This window comes from Rhizobium sp. 10N427, from assembly GCF_056394605.1.
Map to the genome: position 1 here is coordinate 74,975 of NZ_JBFTID010000007.1, position 14,550 is coordinate 89,524.

At 61.3% G+C, this 14,550-nt stretch carries 12 protein-coding genes and 1 riboswitch; of the genes, 6 read left to right on the plus strand and 6 right to left on the minus strand.

What is annotated here, in order from left to right; all coding sequences use genetic code 11:
• Positions 1-45 precede the first annotated feature (45 nt).
• Both AC1DIJ_RS16640 and AC1DIJ_RS16645 read right to left on the minus strand, forming a co-directional pair.
• Entirely contained in the window at positions 46-1,773 is a 1,728-nt protein-coding gene (locus tag AC1DIJ_RS16640; RefSeq protein ID WP_112387205.1) for a pilus assembly protein TadG-related protein, read from the minus strand.
• Positions 1,774-2,196, minus strand: a complete 423-nt coding sequence (locus AC1DIJ_RS16645; RefSeq protein ID WP_112387206.1) for a TadE/TadG family type IV pilus assembly protein — start codon at positions 2,194-2,196, stop codon at positions 1,774-1,776.
• A gap of 300 nt (positions 2,197-2,496) precedes the next feature.
• Here AC1DIJ_RS16645 and AC1DIJ_RS16650 point away from each other — a divergent pair, with 300 nt between their 5' ends.
• Positions 2,497-2,892: a GFA family protein gene (locus AC1DIJ_RS16650; RefSeq protein WP_112387473.1), complete on the plus strand. Its 396-nt coding sequence runs from the start codon at positions 2,497-2,499 to the stop codon at positions 2,890-2,892.
• Here the strand turns inward: AC1DIJ_RS16650 and AC1DIJ_RS16655 are convergent.
• Together AC1DIJ_RS16655 and AC1DIJ_RS16660 are read right to left on the minus strand one after the other, a co-directional pair.
• On the minus strand, positions 2,889-3,422 hold the full coding sequence (locus AC1DIJ_RS16655) for a DUF1003 domain-containing protein (protein ID WP_112387207.1): 534 nt from the start codon (positions 3,420-3,422) through the stop codon (positions 2,889-2,891). The genes AC1DIJ_RS16650 and AC1DIJ_RS16655 overlap by 4 nt on opposite strands.
• Before the next feature lie 79 nt (positions 3,423-3,501).
• Positions 3,502-5,391 carry an LTA synthase family protein gene (locus AC1DIJ_RS16660; protein ID WP_477831481.1) on the minus strand — a complete coding sequence of 630 codons (1,890 nt, stop codon included), beginning with the start codon at positions 5,389-5,391 and terminating at the stop codon, positions 3,502-3,504.
• A 242-nt stretch (positions 5,392-5,633) separates the two neighbouring features.
• Here AC1DIJ_RS16660 and AC1DIJ_RS16665 point away from each other — a divergent pair, with 242 nt between their 5' ends.
• The 4 genes from AC1DIJ_RS16665 to bluB all read left to right on the plus strand — a co-directional run bounded on the left by AC1DIJ_RS16665 (position 5,634) and on the right by bluB (position 9,897).
• The gene (locus AC1DIJ_RS16665; protein ID WP_112387209.1) at positions 5,634-7,316 is read left to right on the plus strand and encodes an NAD+ synthase; all 1,683 of its coding nucleotides are present in this window, start codon (positions 5,634-5,636) and stop codon (positions 7,314-7,316) included.
• A gap of 84 nt (positions 7,317-7,400) precedes the next feature.
• Positions 7,401-8,108: an NYN domain-containing protein gene (locus AC1DIJ_RS16670; RefSeq protein WP_112387210.1), complete on the plus strand. Its 708-nt coding sequence runs from the start codon at positions 7,401-7,403 to the stop codon at positions 8,106-8,108.
• A gap of 32 nt (positions 8,109-8,140) precedes the next feature.
• A complete protein-coding gene (locus tag AC1DIJ_RS16675) occupies positions 8,141-8,971 on the plus strand; it encodes a TolB family protein (protein ID WP_112387211.1) in 831 nt (276 codons plus the stop codon).
• Between the two features lie 17 nt (positions 8,972-8,988).
• A riboswitch (cobalamin riboswitch) is annotated at positions 8,989-9,170 on the plus strand.
• Positions 9,171-9,213: 43 nt separating this feature from the next.
• Entirely contained in the window at positions 9,214-9,897 is a 684-nt protein-coding gene (gene bluB / locus AC1DIJ_RS16680) for a 5,6-dimethylbenzimidazole synthase (RefSeq protein WP_112387212.1), read from the plus strand.
• Here bluB and AC1DIJ_RS16685 read toward each other — a convergent pair.
• Together AC1DIJ_RS16685 and AC1DIJ_RS16690 are read right to left on the minus strand one after the other, a co-directional pair.
• A complete protein-coding gene (locus AC1DIJ_RS16685; RefSeq protein WP_112387474.1) occupies positions 9,894-10,991 on the minus strand; it encodes a DUF2865 domain-containing protein in 1,098 nt (365 codons plus the stop codon). The two genes, bluB and AC1DIJ_RS16685, sit on opposite strands and share 4 nt — an antisense overlap.
• 124 nt (positions 10,992-11,115) lie before the next feature.
• A complete protein-coding gene (locus AC1DIJ_RS16690; protein ID WP_112387213.1) occupies positions 11,116-13,428 on the minus strand; it encodes an NADP-dependent malic enzyme in 2,313 nt (770 codons plus the stop codon).
• Positions 13,429-13,641: 213 nt separating this feature from the next.
• Here AC1DIJ_RS16690 and AC1DIJ_RS16695 point away from each other — a divergent pair, with 213 nt between their 5' ends.
• The gene (locus tag AC1DIJ_RS16695; RefSeq protein ID WP_112387475.1) at positions 13,642-14,445 is read left to right on the plus strand and encodes a UDP-2,3-diacylglucosamine diphosphatase; all 804 of its coding nucleotides are present in this window, start codon (positions 13,642-13,644) and stop codon (positions 14,443-14,445) included.
• The last annotated feature ends 105 nt before the right edge of the window (positions 14,446-14,550 follow it).

A 14,550-nucleotide genomic window follows, 5' to 3' on the forward strand; every position in this document is an offset into this window, starting at 1 on the left:
GTGCAAATGATCTGAATTGGAAAAGCCCCGCGATGCGGGGCTTTTTTATTGGACGAGAACCGATTGCTGGCAGCGCGCATCGGTGACGCGGATATCGGCTTCGCCGATCTTGATGCCGAGCATCATCAGCGTGTTGTAAAGCAGCTCGTCGAGCGGCTTTGTCAGCCCCGTCAGGGTCTGTGCCACGGCCGCGGTCACCGCTTTGGGTGTGCCGAGCGTCAGGGTCAGCAGCTGCACCTCGATATCGGTGTTGCCGAGCAGGCTCTGAACCGTTGAGGTCAGGCTATCCTTCGTCGAAATGTTCTTGACCGTCTTTGCCGCGATGTCGGCTGGCTGGAAGGTCAGCTTGCTCTTGTCGAGGTTGGTGACATTGACGTCGGCCATGGCGCTTGCTTTCAGAAGTCCGAAGACATCGAGAAGCGTGGCGCGATTGACGCGTGGCTTGCTGCCGAAATTCGCGAATGCCGTCGTATCGACATCGCCGAGCGCGATCTCGGCAACACCAGGCACGGCTTCGACGCCGACGCTGGTATTCTTGGCGCCGCCGCCAAGGCAGGTGATGTTCGAAAGCCTGGCCTCCGCATAGGCCACCTCGACATAGAGCGGCACGCGAAGTTTTAGGCCGCCGAGCAAGCCGAGACCCGGCACGCTGGTTTCGATCGCCAGACGGATTTGCGGGGTGCGGACGGCGGAACCTGCAGAGCCCACAGCTGTCGCCGCATAGCCGACCGGCCGCTCGCCGACGGCGACGCTGAGCTTGACGTTCAGCAGACCGGGAACGGTGCTGTTGACGTTGGCCGCTACCTGCTTCTTCTGGTTGGCGGCCAGAGCGGTCGCCGAGATCAGCTCCATCGCCGTGGCATCGACCTGCAGATGCGAACCGCTGCCGATGGCGCGTTCGCCGGTGGAGCCGAGATTGAGGATGTCTTCAAGCTTCACCTTGAGCTGGGTGGAGCCGAGACCCTTCTCCAGCGCGGTGATCGTCTTGTTGACTGCCGCCGGCAGGCCGGGCGTCTTGCCAAGCGTGTTCAGCAGGCGCGGATAGGAGATATCGGTCGCCAGCAACTCGTCATAGGTGGCGGCGTTGGCGTTGAGATTGGTCGCCAGGAGATCGAGATAGGAGAGCAGGTTGATGTCGGTCGAAGCAAGGCCTTCGTAATCGACCGCTTTCAGCGAGACAGTGGTGCCGAGGAGGGCGCTGAGCAGGGCGTTCAGCACGCCGTCGTTGACGCTTGCCAGACGCGAGCCGACGGAAAAGGCTGCGACTTTTGCGGCCGACGCGGTACCGGTGGCACTCAGTGTCGGGGCACTGGCGAAGATATTGGCGAAGGCCAATTCACCCTTCTGCGATACTGCAACTTTTACGGCATCGTAGGGCTGCTTTCCGGATACGAAGCGCTGATCGGGGGCAACGGTCTCGTCGGCGAGATAGGCGCCCAGCGAATAGCTGACGACAGCCTGGAATTGTGACGTATCCGAGCCCTTCGGTAGTGATCCCTTGCCGGTCAGGTAACCGTTCTCGGTAAGCACCGCCACGTTGATCCCGTTCTCTGTGAAATTGGCAAGAATTTGTTCGGCGGCACGGTTGATGTCTGACGCAGCGGCGATGGCGCCTATGTCGCTCATCTGCTGCAGCCGGCGCTGCTGCAGCGTCAGCATGCCGTAGTCGACCCCGAGGCCAAGGGAGTAGATGATAAGGGGCGCGCAGAGAGCGGCACTGATGGCAATGTTGCCGCGCTTGTCACGGGCAAGCCTGAAGGCATTCAATGTCATTCAGATGCCTCCCATCCGGATCGTCGCGAAGCGCTTGATGGTATGGTCCGGAAGCGGAAAAGTGTATAAATTCCATATAGGTAGATTGGCGGAATCATACTCCGTCGTCACCGTGAACTGGTTGACGTTGCCGGGATCCGTGGTCACCGTAACGTGGATCTTGTCCTTCTGCAGCAAAGGATGATTGATCGTCGAGGCGGTGATGAAATTGTCGACCAGCGTTTCGCGCTCCTTGGCGGAAATGCCGGCGACGGCCGTGCGGGCGGCGTCGGCGGTGATCTGCTGGACGGAATGGGCCGCGGTCAGGTAGATCGCGTAGGCGATCAGCGTCAACATCACGAGCAGGAACAGCGGAGCGATGATCGCAAATTCAATCGCGGCGGCTCCCTTGTCGTTCGAACGGAAACGGCGAAACACTGTCATACTGCGCCTCATGCGAGCTTTGTAAGCTGCGTTCTGTATAGGCCTGAAACTATTAATTTTGGATTAGCTAATAAAAGTAATGCGTGTGTTTTGGTGCGGCAAGATGACCTATTTCGGGAAGGCTCTCCCGTCTTTCCATGCAACTCCCGATGGCTTTCGGCCTGGGAGGGCCTGACTCGACTAGTGCGGGGCGGTCTTTCAAACCATCAAAAACACTGAGCTTTTCCATCAACATATTGGATTTGACGCCTTCACCGTCTGCCGTCAGTTTCCGCAGGAGTTCAAATGGAGACGGCGGCAATGAGCGGAGACTATGCTGGGGGATGCGCCTGTGGCGCCGTGCGGTTTCGGGGCACTGGCAAGCCGGGGCCCGTTGTTGCATGCCATTGCTCGCAGTGCCGGCGGCAGACGGGGCTTTATTTTACCTCAACCGACGTCCCGCTTGACGGGCTCGTCATTGCCGGCCGGGAGGCTTTGCACTGGTATCAGTCGAGCGATGCGGCAGAGCGCGGCTTCTGCCGCAATTGCGGATCGGGGCTGTTCTGGCAGCGCACCGGCGCTGACACGGTCTCGATCCTTGCCGGTGCCTTCGATCAGCCGAGCGGGCTGTCCATCGGCTACCATATCTACTGCGCCGACAAGGCCGATTTCTACGAGATCAACGACGGCCTGCCGCAATATCCCGAAAGTGCCTAGATGCGTTTGGCGTCGAGCGCGGCACTGAGCCTTGCGACGTCCTCGCGCAAAGAGGTCAGCTCGGTCAGCACGCGCATGTCGATTTTCTGGTGCAGCGCCAGCACTTCCAGTTCGGCCTTCAGGTTCACCTCGTAATCCTTGGCTGCCTCCAGCCGGTCGCGCTCGGCCTGACGGTTCTGCGACATCATGATGATCGGTGCCTGGATGGCGGCAAGCATCGAGAGGATGAGATTGAGGAAGACGAAGGGGTAGGGGTCGAAGGCGCCGGTCGCCAGGATGATGGTGTTGATGACAGTCCAGATCACCAGGAAGGCCAGAAAGGTCAGGATGAAGGACCAGGAGCCGCCGACGCGGGCGATGCCATCGGCAATGCGCTGGCCGAAAGACGACTCGGCCGAAAGGACGGCGTTGACGTTGGTGGAGATGATCTTCCGTTCATGGGCTTTCTGCAGCACGCGCTTCTCGATGTCGCCGAGTTCGTCGGCACTCTTGCCGAAATGCGTGTGGATGAAATTGGGGAGGTTATACATGCGAGGCTCCGATGCTGTATCGCGTCGGAGCCAGTATTCCCGCTGATGGCCTGAATGCAATGCGAATTAGTGTCTTAGCTCAGTAGCTGGCTTCGTTGACCATCACATGCTGCGGGAAGAAGCGGTCGAGCGTCTGCGCCTTGCCGAACATGACGTCGTGCTGCAGGTAGCGGTAATCGCGCACCAAGGGGTCGAGCTTCTTCGGATCGAGCACCCAGTCCGGCGTCACCTCGTTCTTGCGGGTTGCCAGCTGGTAACGGTCGATGATGTCGTATTTCTTCTGCACCCGGCCGAGGAAGCCGGTGTAGTAGGGATGCTCGAATCCGGCGAACTTCAGGAGATTGTAGGAGATCAGCGACGGGCTGATGGTCCCGACATCCTGCTTGACGCCCTTCTTGTTCGACCAGATCACCAGCGGCGTCTCATGCTGCTGCTTCATCACATCGAGCGGCGCCTTGCGGGTGGCGACCTGGTCCGGCATGTAGCCGGCGCTCATGTAGACATTGCCGAGCGGCGGCAGGTGGTCGCCCCAGAGAACGATGATCGTCTCGCGGTCGCGATGCGAGGCCCAGTCCATCAGCATCTTCAGGCTGTCGTCAGCTTCCTTGACGCCCTGCGTATAGGTCGCGAGCGTTGCGCGGTCGGCTTCCGGAATGTCGCCCTGGATGTCGATCGAGTTGTGGGCGTAGCGGTTGGCCTCGTAGGGGCCATGTCCCTGCAGCGTGACAGCGAAGAAGAAGAACGGCTTATCCAGTCCGTCGCCCTCGCGCATGATTTCCTTCATCAGCGAGTCGTCGGATGCAAAGATGCCGCGCTTTTCCATCGGCGGGAGGGTTTCCTCGGTGCGGAACTCCTCGAAGCCGAAATCCTTGTAGACCTCGTTGCGGTTCCAGAACCAGCCACTAAACGGGTGGAGTGCGCGTGCCGTATAGCCTTCGCCGCGGAAGAAGGTCGCAAGCGAGGGGACGTCGCGGCGGATATATTGCTGATAGGGAATGCTGCCATAGGGCAGGAAGGCATTGGAGAAGCCTGTCAGCGCCTCGAACTCGACATTGGCGGTCATGCCGCCGAATTCGGGCGAGAAGACATAGCCGGACTGCGAGGCGCGGATCGTCGGCATCGGGTCGGCGCTGAAATTCAGCTTCTTCAGCCGCGTCGGATCCCAGAAGGATTCGCTCATCAGCATGATGACATCGGGCTTTTCACGCGGACCGGCGAGATAGCCGTAATTGCGGGCCGGTATCGCGTCGAGCGCTTCGGCGTTGAGGCCTGCGGGGGCTGCCACATCGGCCATCGGCACATTGAAGATGAAGGCCAGGATGAAGCCGTTGCTGCGGTAGTTTTCCTTCTGGTCCCACATCATCGGCACGACCTGCAGACGGTCGCGGATATAGGAATATTGCGAATAGTCCATCAGCGAACCGAAGGCGGCGATCACCGGCAGGCCGAGGCAAAGGCGGCGCAGGCGCGCCTGGTTCGAGAGCTTCGGAAAGGTGCGCCAGGCATAGCGCCAGCCGAACACCATGCCGGCGGCCAGCAGTGCAAGGCCGACGACGATCGCGATTGCCGTGAACGGCCGGTCGCGCACCATCACCGGCAGCAGTTCCATGATCTGGCGGCCGAAGAGGATATCCGAGGGATAGAAGGGGTCGGAAAGGTAGTGCTGCTTCTGGTTGGAGACGAAGGCCGGGATCAAGACAAGCGGAACGAGGATCAGTGCGGAGAGATAACGGCGGCCGAAGGCGGCATCGAGCGTCAGCATCAGGATGGTCAGCATGACAACGGTGGTCATGCCGGGGCGGGCCGTCGAGGTCAGGAAATCGCCGACATCGGCAAGCGTGCTGCGGGCGATCCATTCGACGGCGATGACGCTGAGCAGTGCCATCGAAAAGGTGAATGCGATGCTGAGGGCGGCTCGGGCGGCGGGAGAGCGGACATTCGCGCCGAGACCAGCAGAAAGCAGCGCCATTCTTCTGGCCTGCGCGGACTTCATGACCAACGCGATCAAGGGCGGACTCCAATGTCATTCCCGCCGTCATCCCGGCGTCATAAAACCTTCACCGAACTGTCACATGCCCGCCATGAACGCTAGATGAACCGTTAATGTTTCCTTGCTTTTCCCGAAGATTTGAATTTTCGTCTGAGCAGACCCGGCGGCTTTTCATGGCAGGACACGTTGCGGGGCGAACGCGCGCGCGCTAAATAGATGACATGACACAGGAAAACGCTCCCTTGAACACGCTCCGGATTGCCGTCGGCCAACTCAACCCAACGGTCGGCGATGTTGCTGGAAATCTTGCCAAAGCCCGCGAGGCACGTGCAGATGCGGCCCGTCAGGGCGCGGATCTGCTGCTTTTGACCGAGCTGTTCATTTCCGGCTATCCGCCCGAGGATCTGGTGCTGAAACCGGCATTCCTCAAGGCCTGCCTGAAGGCTATCGAGGACCTCGCAGCCGATACCGCGGATGGCGGACCGGGCCTGATCGTCGGCTTCCCGCGGCAGGGCGAAACCGGGCGGCACAATTCCGTCGCGGTGCTCGATGGCGGCAAGATCCTGGTGTTCCGGGACAAGATCGATCTGCCGAATTACGGCGAATTCGACGAGAAACGCGTCTTTGCCGAAGGCTCGATGCCGGGGCCGGTGAATTTCCGTGGCGTCAGGATCGGCGTGCCGATCTGCGAGGAGATCTGGAACGATCTCGGCGTCTGCGAGACGCTGGCCGAAAGCGGCGCCGAAATCCTGCTGGTGCCGAATGGCTCGCCCTATTATCGCGGCAAGGTGGACGTGCGCCATCAGGTGGCACTGCGGCAGGTGATCGAAACGGGCCTGCCGCTGATCTTCGCCAACCAGCTCGGCGGCCAGGACGAACTGGTCTTCGACGGCGCGAGCTTTGCCTTCAACGGCGACAAGTCGCTGGCCTTCCAGATGAGCCAGTTCGAACCGGCGCTTGCCGTCACCACCTGGAAGCGCGGCGACAACGGCTGGCGTTGCAGCGAAGGGCCGATGTCGCATATTCCGGAGAAGGAAGAGGCCGATTACCGCGCCTGCCTGCTTGGCTTCCGCGACTACGTCAACAAGAACGGCTTCAAGAATGTCGTGCTTGGCCTCTCCGGCGGCATCGACTCGGCGATCTGCGCGGCAATCGCCGTCGATGCGCTGGGCGAGGAGCGGGTGCGCACCGTCATGCTGCCCTACCGCTACACGTCCGAGGATTCGCTGAAGGACGCTGCCGAATGCGCCAAGGCGCTCGGCTGCCGCTACGACATCGTGCCGATCGAGGCGCCGGTGACAGGCTTTACCTCGGCGCTCTCGGACCTCTTCGAAGGCACCGATAGCGGTATCACCGAAGAAAACCTGCAGAGCCGCGCCCGCGGCACGATCCTGATGGCGATCTCCAACAAGTTCGGCTCGATGGTCGTCACGACGGGCAACAAGTCGGAAATGTCGGTCGGCTATGCGACGCTTTACGGCGACATGAACGGCGGCTTCAATCCGATCAAGGACCTCTACAAGATGCAGGTCTATGCGATCTCGCGCTGGCGCAATGCGCATGTGCCGCCGGATGCGCTTGGACCATCAGGCGTGGTGATCCCGCAGAACATCATCGACAAGGCGCCCTCCGCCGAACTGCGGCCCGACCAGACCGACCAGGATTCGCTGCCGCCTTATCCGGTTCTCGACGACATTCTCGAATGTCTCGTCGAGAAGGAAATGGGCGTCGACGAGATCGTCGCGCGCGGCCACGATGTCGCGACGGTGCACCGGATCGAGCATCTGCTCTATCTCGCCGAATACAAGCGCCGCCAGTCGGCGCCAGGCGTGAAGATCACCAAGAAGAATTTCGGCCGCGACCGCCGCTATCCGATCACCAACCGTTTTAGGGATCGTGGTTAGCGATCGTTAACCCGATCAACCGAAAGCTGCTGACGGCAGTCTCTTCTCGCGTTTCTATGCTTTGGAAACGCGGGAGGTTTGAGCATGCGGGAAACCAAGGTCGCCGTCTTCATCGATACGGAAAACCTGCCGGCGCGCTGTGCGGGAGAGATCATCAGCATCGCCGGCGGATACGGACGCCTTATCGAGCGCCGGGCTTACGGCGACTTCACGAAAGAGGCGGCGCAGCCGTGGATCGCGGAGGCCGGACGTCAGGCACTCAGCCTGCAGACGGCTGTCAGCTCCCATTCCAGCAAGAACGGCGCGGATATCCTGCTTGCCATCGATGCAATGGAATATCTGGCCGGTTCGGCGATCGATCTTTTCTGCATCGCCAGCAGCGACCGCGATGTCGGCCATCTGGCGATGCGTATCCGCATGCGCGGCAAGCAGGCGATCGGACTGGGCGCGCCCAACGCATCGGCGCTTTTGCGGCAGTCCTTCGATGATTTCTTCGAACTGAATGTTGGTGAGGCGAATTCCACCTTTGCGCTGCCGAAGGTGATTGCGCTGCAGCCTTCTCCAAATATCCGGCCCTATATCACCCAGGCGCTGCAGGCGGCCAAGCTGCAGGGCGAAGGCTGGCTCGATATCGCCGAACTCGGAACGCTGTTGCGGCAGGTCTATCCGGAGTTCAAGGCGCAGCATTTCGGCGCTCCGAACCTCAGCTCGCTTTTGAAGCGATGCGCCTTTATCGAAACGCAGATGCATGGCACAAACCGCATGCAAATCAGAATGAAGCGGAACGGCTAAGCGCCGGGCCGCAGCAAATGCGGGAGGCATGCATGCGCAGTTCGGTCGAGATCTACAACATCCGCACGGCCAAGAGCCGGGTCGTGTTCCAGACGGAGCAGCTGATCGAGGCGCCGAATTTTTCGCCCGATGGCCGCTACCTGCTGCTCAACGGCGATGGCCTTCTGTATCGCTTGTCACCGGATGGTGAGGGCGGCCTGCAGCAGGTCGACACCGGCTTTGCCACTGCCTGCAACAACGATCACGGCATTTCGCCCGACGGAAAGCAGTATGTGATTTCCGACAAGACCGAGCACGGCAAATCCTGCATCTATACGCTGCCCTCGGAAGGCGGCGCGCCAAAACAGATCACCGAAAACCTGCCATCCTATTGGCATGGCTGGTCGCCTGACGGAAAGGAACTCGCCTATTGCGGCATCCGCGGCGATCTCTTCGACATCTATACGATTTCCGTCGATGGCGGGGCCGAGCGGCGGCTGACGCATGGCGAGGGGCGCAATGACGGGCCGGATTATTCCTTTGACGGGCAGTGGATCTATTTTAATTCCAGCCGCACCGGGCTGATGCAGATCTGGCGGATTCATCCCGATGGGACCGGTTTGGAGCAGGTCACGCACGACAATCACGGCAACTGGTTTGCCCATCCGGCGCCCACCAACGACAAGGTGCTGCTGCTTTCCTACGACGCTGACGTCTTCGATCATCCGCGCGACCTGCATGTGCGCCTGCGGTTGATGGATATGGACGGCGGCAATCTGACGACGCTTTTCGAGCTGTTCGGCGGGCAGGGCACGATCAATGTTCCCTGCTGGTCACCTGATGGTGACGAGTTTGCCTATGTCCGGTATCTCCCGGCCACTTGAAGCTTCTCTGAAAAGCGGGCAAGAGGCTTTCGTCAGGTGCCCGCTTGCCGCGGGAGAATCGGGAATCCGGTGCAAGCCCGGAACGTGCCCAACGCTGTAAGGCCGACGCCTGCCGCATCATGCCACTGGTTGACACCGGGAAGGCTGCGGCGGGCGGATGACGCCAAGTCAGAAGACCGGCCTGGCATCATAGACTGATCCCGCGCGGACGGCGGGGCGGTTGCGTTGTTGGGGATTTGACGATGCGGCCCATGAACAAGGATGCGCTTGAAGGCGCGTCCGCCTTTTCCGCTGACGAGCGCGACGCCGTCTACCGGGCGATCATGACCAGGCGCGATGTGCGCGACCAGTTTCTGCCTGATCCCATCCCATCCGATGTGCTGGTGCGGCTGCTTGAGGCCGCACACCACGCGCCCTCGGTCGGCTTCATGCAGCCCTGGAATTTTATCGTTGTCGAAGATGCCGGTGTGCGTCAGCGCGTCTGGAACGCCTTCGACAGGGCGAACCGCGAGGCGGCCGGGATGTTCGACGGTGAGCGGCAGGCGACATACCGTTCCCTGAAGCTGGAGGGCATCCTCAAGGCGCCGCTCGGCATCTGCATCACCTGCGATCCGTCACGCAGCGGTGACGTCGTGCTGGGGCGCACGCATAATCCGCGGATGGATAGCTATTCAACCGTCTGTGCGGTGCAGAACCTCTGGCTCGCGGCACGGGCCGAAGGCATCGGCGTCGGTTGGGTCAGCATTTTCCATGAGAGCGAACTCAAGGACATTCTCGGCGTGCCCGAGCATGTCGAGATCGTCGCCTGGCTCTGCATCGGCTATGTCGATACGCTCTATAGCGAGCCCGAGCTGGCCGTCAAAGGCTGGCGGCAGCGGCTGCCGCTCGACGAGCTGATCTTCCGCGATGGCTGGGGCCGCCGCTAATTCCGCTGTTGCTGCTGCGGCTGCGGGCCTGAGGTGGCCGGATTCTTCAGGTCGATGCTGCCCTGGTCGCCCGCGAGAAATTGCGGGCCTATCTGGCGTACCTTGCTGTTTCCGGGGTCGTAGGGGCGGTCGGGTACCTGTGCCTGCGGCGCAGCCGGTGTGGGGGCAGCAGTTGCCGGCGGCTTGGTGGTGATCGTCGTGATCGAGCCCTTTGGCGGCGGGGCGCTGACCGTCTGGTTCTTGCGCATCTGTTCGTAATAGGCGGTCAGATTGCAGGTGCAGGAAGATTTCTCGCCGGGCGCCCGGTTCTTGTAGGCGAAGGCGTTTGGCATGGCGCTGTAGCGGGCGCCAGTCGCGGCCGAGATCATGTTGGCCGCGTCGGTGTTGGAGACGTCCTGATAGAAAAGCTCGGTCTCGATGCCCGGGCACATTTTCGAGCAGGTCGAGGCGTCGCGGCTGAAATCGATCGAAGTCGCATTGGTGCTGATCGGGAAGAAGCCGCCATCGCAGCTGCGTACGCACATGGTGCTGACATGCGACATCATCTCGCCGCGCGGCACGCCATATTGGGTGTTGCCTTCCTCGCCGTTGCCGAGCGGAATGAAGGTATCGCCGCGCATCGCCTGTTCTTCGGTGCTTGGCGCCGGGACATAGGCGCGCTCGTCCGGCTGATAACCCGGATCGTCGTTGCAGCCGTTATCGTCGAGGGCGGCCATCAGTTCGCGGCGTTCGTTGACATCGCTGCCGCCGGCCTCCCGCAGTTGGTTGCGGCGGTCCTGGAGGTGGTGGATGTTGTCGATCATCCGCGATTCCGATTCCTGCAGGTCGCTGCAGTAGCGGTCATTCTCGCCGCCGATGACGACCATGCTGTCTACGCTGCAGCCGTTGCTGCGCAGGTCGTTGCGCAGCTTGCGGAGCTCGAGGTTCTGTTCGGCTATGGCGCTTGCATATTGGCGGATCTCCGGGCCGTTGCCGATCACCTGCGGCAGGTCGGCAAGGCGTCCGCGCAAATCTTCGCAGATCGCGCTGGTCTGCGCCGCCACGGGCGCGGCAGCGGCGAGAAAGAGAGCAAGGGTCAGGATTCGGCGTTTCACGGTATCATCCCGCAGCATAGTAAACCGGAAGCGGCAGAGCATTTGCCGCATCCGTTCTGTCTAGCTGCCTTCCGTTAACAAGCTAACGAAGGAATTCTAACGCATTTTTCCGATCGACGGCAAATCACGCCGGCTGCTGTGCCTCGACCACGGCGAGAGCTGCCATATTGACGACGCCGCGCGAGGTCACCGACGGCGCCAGGATGTGGGCCGGAAGGGCCGTGCCGAGCAGGATCGGGCCGACATGCAGGCCGTCGGTCATCGACTTGACGACACCGAGCGTGATGTTGGCCGCATCGAGGTTCGGGAAGACCAGCAGGTTGGCTTCGCCATGCAGCGTGGTGGACGGCATGACGCGCTTGCGGATTTCGTCCGCGATTGCGCTCTCGCCATGCATTTCACCGTCGACCTCGAGATCGGGGGCGGTATCACGGATCAGCTGCAGGGCACCGCGCATTTTCGTGGCGCTTTCGCTTTCGCGCGAGCCGAAGTTGGAATGCGAGACGAGGGCGGCGCGCGGCGTGATGCCGAAGCGCTTGATTTCCTCGGCAGCCAGAACGGCTGATTCAGCCACTTCCTCGGCGCTCGGATTGAACGTCACGTAGGTGTCGGTGAAGAAGGTCGCGCCGCGCTGCGAGATCAGCAGGCTGAGTGCCGAGAAATCGCGGACATCCTTGCGCTTGCCGATGATCTGGCGAACGTCGCGCAGGTGCTTCTCGTAACGCCCTTCGAGGCCGCAGATCAGCGCGTCTGCTTCGCCGCGGCGCAACGCCAGCGCACCGATGACCGTGGTGTTGGTGCGCACGATCGTGCGGGCCGCTTCCGGGATGACGCCCCGGCGGCCGACGAGGGACAGATAGAGATCGACATATTCGCGGAAGCGCGGATCGTCTTCCGGGTTGATGACGGCGAAGTCGGAAAGCGGGCGGATGCGCAAGCCATAGCGCTGCAAGCGGGTCTCGATGACCTGCGGACGGCCGATCAGGATCGGTTCGGCAATGCCTTCTTCGATGAGAACCTGAGCGGCGCGGAGCACGCGTTCGTCTTCACCTTCGGAGAAGATCACCCGCTTCTTTTCGGCAGCCTTGGCGGCCGTGAAAATCGGCTTCATGATGAAGCCGGAGCGGAAGACGAAGCGGTTCAGCTGGTCGAGATAGGCGTCGAAATCGGTGATCGGACGGCGTGCGACGCCGCTCTCGGCCGCGGCCTTGGCGACGGCAGGCGCGATGCGCAGGATCAGGCGCGGATCGAAGGGCGAAGGGATCAGGTAGTTCGGTCCGAAGATCGGCGTTTCGCCGGAATAGGCGCGGGCAGCGACATCGGACGGCTCTTCGCGGGCGAGGCCGGCGATGGCGCGGACGGCTGCCATCTTCATCGCTTCGTTGATCTCCTCGGCGCCGCAATCCAGCGCGCCGCGGAAGATGAAGGGGAAGCAGAGAACGTTGTTGACTTGGTTCGGGAAGTCCGAGCGCCCCGTGCAGATCATCGCGTCCGGCCGGGCAGCACGGGCGAGTTCCGGCATGATCTCCGGCGTCGGGTTCGCGAGCGCCATGATCAGCGGCTTTTCGGCCATCTGCTCGAGCAGTTCCGGCTTCAGAACGCCGGCAGCAGAGAGGCCGAGGAAGACATCGGCGCCGCCGATGTTTTCGGCGAGCGTGCGGGTATCGCTCTTCTGCGCGTAGACGGCTTTCCATTGGTCCATCAGCACGTTGCGGTCCTCGTAGACGAGGCCTTCGATGTCATGGACCCAGATGTTTTCGCGCTTGGCGCCGAGTTCGACGAGCAGATTGAGACAGGCGAGCGCTGCAGCGCCGGCGCCAGACGTGACGATCTTGACGTTGCTGATCGACTTGCCGGCCAATTCCAGGCCGTTGAGGATGGCGGCGGCAACTATGATCGCGGTGCCGTGCTGGTCGTCATGGAAGACGGGAATGCGCATCTTTGCGCGCAGCTGCTGTTCGATCTCGAAGCATTCCGGCGCCTTGATATCTTCGAGGTTGATGCCGCCGAAGGTTGGCTCAAGCGAAGCGACGGTCGAGACCATCTGCTCGACGGTCGAGGCATCGACCTCGATATCGAAGACGTCGATATTGGCGAACTTCTTGAAGAGAACGGCCTTGCCTTCCATCACCGGCTTGGACGCCAGAGGGCCGATGTTGCCGAGGCCGAGAACGGCAGTGCCGTTGGAGATGACAGCGACCAGATTGGCGCGCGAGGTATAGTCGGCGGCCGTCTCCGGATCGTCGCGGATCGCGAGACACGGCGCGGCGACACCGGGCGAATAGGCGAGTGCCAGATCGCGCTGGTTTCCGAGCGGCTTGGTCGCCTGAATTTCGAGTTTGCCGGGGCGGGGATAGCGGTGGAAGAACAGCGCCTGTTCGTCAAGAGTTCCACCTGTCAGGTTCTTCTCCGTCTTGGATTTGTCCTGATTATCCATTGCCTTCTCCAATACCGCAGTCATGTCGTTTGAAGCCTTCTCCATACAACAATCGGTGCGGCGGGACAGCGGGAATTTGAGGTTGAAAGCGGAAAACTCTTGTGCCCGAGGGATGCGTCAAACAACCGCGCTGTCATCTTCCTGAAACACGAGTCTGATTTTGGAAGGCCAGATGAACGATGGGGCACGGGCAGGATGCCTGTGATGGATTACATGGATACGCGACACTTCCGTACGCTCTTCATTTCCGATGTGCATCTCGGTTCCAAGGCTGCCAAGGCCGACTTCCTGATCGACTTTTTGCGCCACCACGAGGCAGACACGATCGTCCTCGTCGGCGATATCGTCGATGGCTGGCGCCTGAAGCGCAGCTGGTACTGGCCGCAGGTCTGCAACGACGTCATCCAGAAACTGCTGCGCCAGGCGCGCAAGGGTACGCGCGTCGTCTACATTCCCGGCAATCACGACGAATTCCTCCGCGACTTCCCGGGCATGCATTTCGGCGGCATCGAAGTGGCCGAGCGGATGATGCACGAGGGCGCCGACGGGAAGAAGTATCTGGTGCTGCATGGGGACGAATTCGATGTCGTCGTCCGCAATGCCCGCCTGCTCGCCTATCTCGGCGACTGGGCCTATGACATGGCGATCCGCATCAATATCGTTCTGGCCGCCATCCGTCGCCGCATGGGCATGCCTTACTGGTCGTTCTCGGCCTGGGCCAAGCTGCAGGTCAAGCATGCCGTCAACTTCATCGGCGAGTTCCAGCGTGTCGTGGCCGACGAGGCCCGCAAATGTGGTGCCGACGGCGTCATCTGCGGTCACATCCACCATGCCGTCATCGAAGAGATGGACGGCGTGCGCTATATCAATACCGGCGACTGGGTCGAAAGCTGCACGGCGATTGCCGAGCATGAGGACGGCACTTTCGAACTGATCACCTGGAATGCGATCGCCAGCAGCGAGCCGGTGACTTTGAAGCTGACGCACCAGCCTGAGCGCGCGCCGCAGGCTGCCTGATTTTCAACCCGCCATATTGCAAGACATTTAGCCGTTGCCTCCGGGCAACGGCCCTATTTATTTTTTAAAACGTTTCAAATGGGCTATTTCTCGCCATAGTCGCCC

Bases quoted from the DNA above. Each gene is read 5' to 3' on its own strand.
- AC1DIJ_RS16660 (WP_477831481.1), bottom strand. From the start codon at position 5,391: ATGGCGCTGCTTTCTGCTGGTCTCGGCGCGAATGTCCGCTCTCCCGCC.
- AC1DIJ_RS16650 (WP_112387473.1), top strand. From the start codon at position 2,497: ATGAGCGGAGACTATGCTGGGGGATGCGCCTGTGGCGCCGTGCGGTTT.
- AC1DIJ_RS16665 (WP_112387209.1), top strand. From the start codon at position 5,634: ATGACACAGGAAAACGCTCCCTTGAACACGCTCCGGATTGCCGTCGGC.
- AC1DIJ_RS16675 (WP_112387211.1), top strand. From the start codon at position 8,141: ATGCGCAGTTCGGTCGAGATCTACAACATCCGCACGGCCAAGAGCCGG.
- AC1DIJ_RS16645 (WP_112387206.1), bottom strand. From the start codon at position 2,196: ATGACAGTGTTTCGCCGTTTCCGTTCGAACGACAAGGGAGCCGCCGCG.
- AC1DIJ_RS16695 (WP_112387475.1), top strand. From the start codon at position 13,642: ATGGATACGCGACACTTCCGTACGCTCTTCATTTCCGATGTGCATCTC.
- bluB (WP_112387212.1), top strand. From the start codon at position 9,214: ATGCGGCCCATGAACAAGGATGCGCTTGAAGGCGCGTCCGCCTTTTCC.
- AC1DIJ_RS16640 (WP_112387205.1), bottom strand. From the start codon at position 1,773: ATGACATTGAATGCCTTCAGGCTTGCCCGTGACAAGCGCGGCAACATT.
- AC1DIJ_RS16655 (WP_112387207.1), bottom strand. From the start codon at position 3,422: ATGTATAACCTCCCCAATTTCATCCACACGCATTTCGGCAAGAGTGCC.
- AC1DIJ_RS16690 (WP_112387213.1), bottom strand. From the start codon at position 13,428: ATGGATAATCAGGACAAATCCAAGACGGAGAAGAACCTGACAGGTGGA.
- AC1DIJ_RS16670 (WP_112387210.1), top strand. From the start codon at position 7,401: ATGCGGGAAACCAAGGTCGCCGTCTTCATCGATACGGAAAACCTGCCG.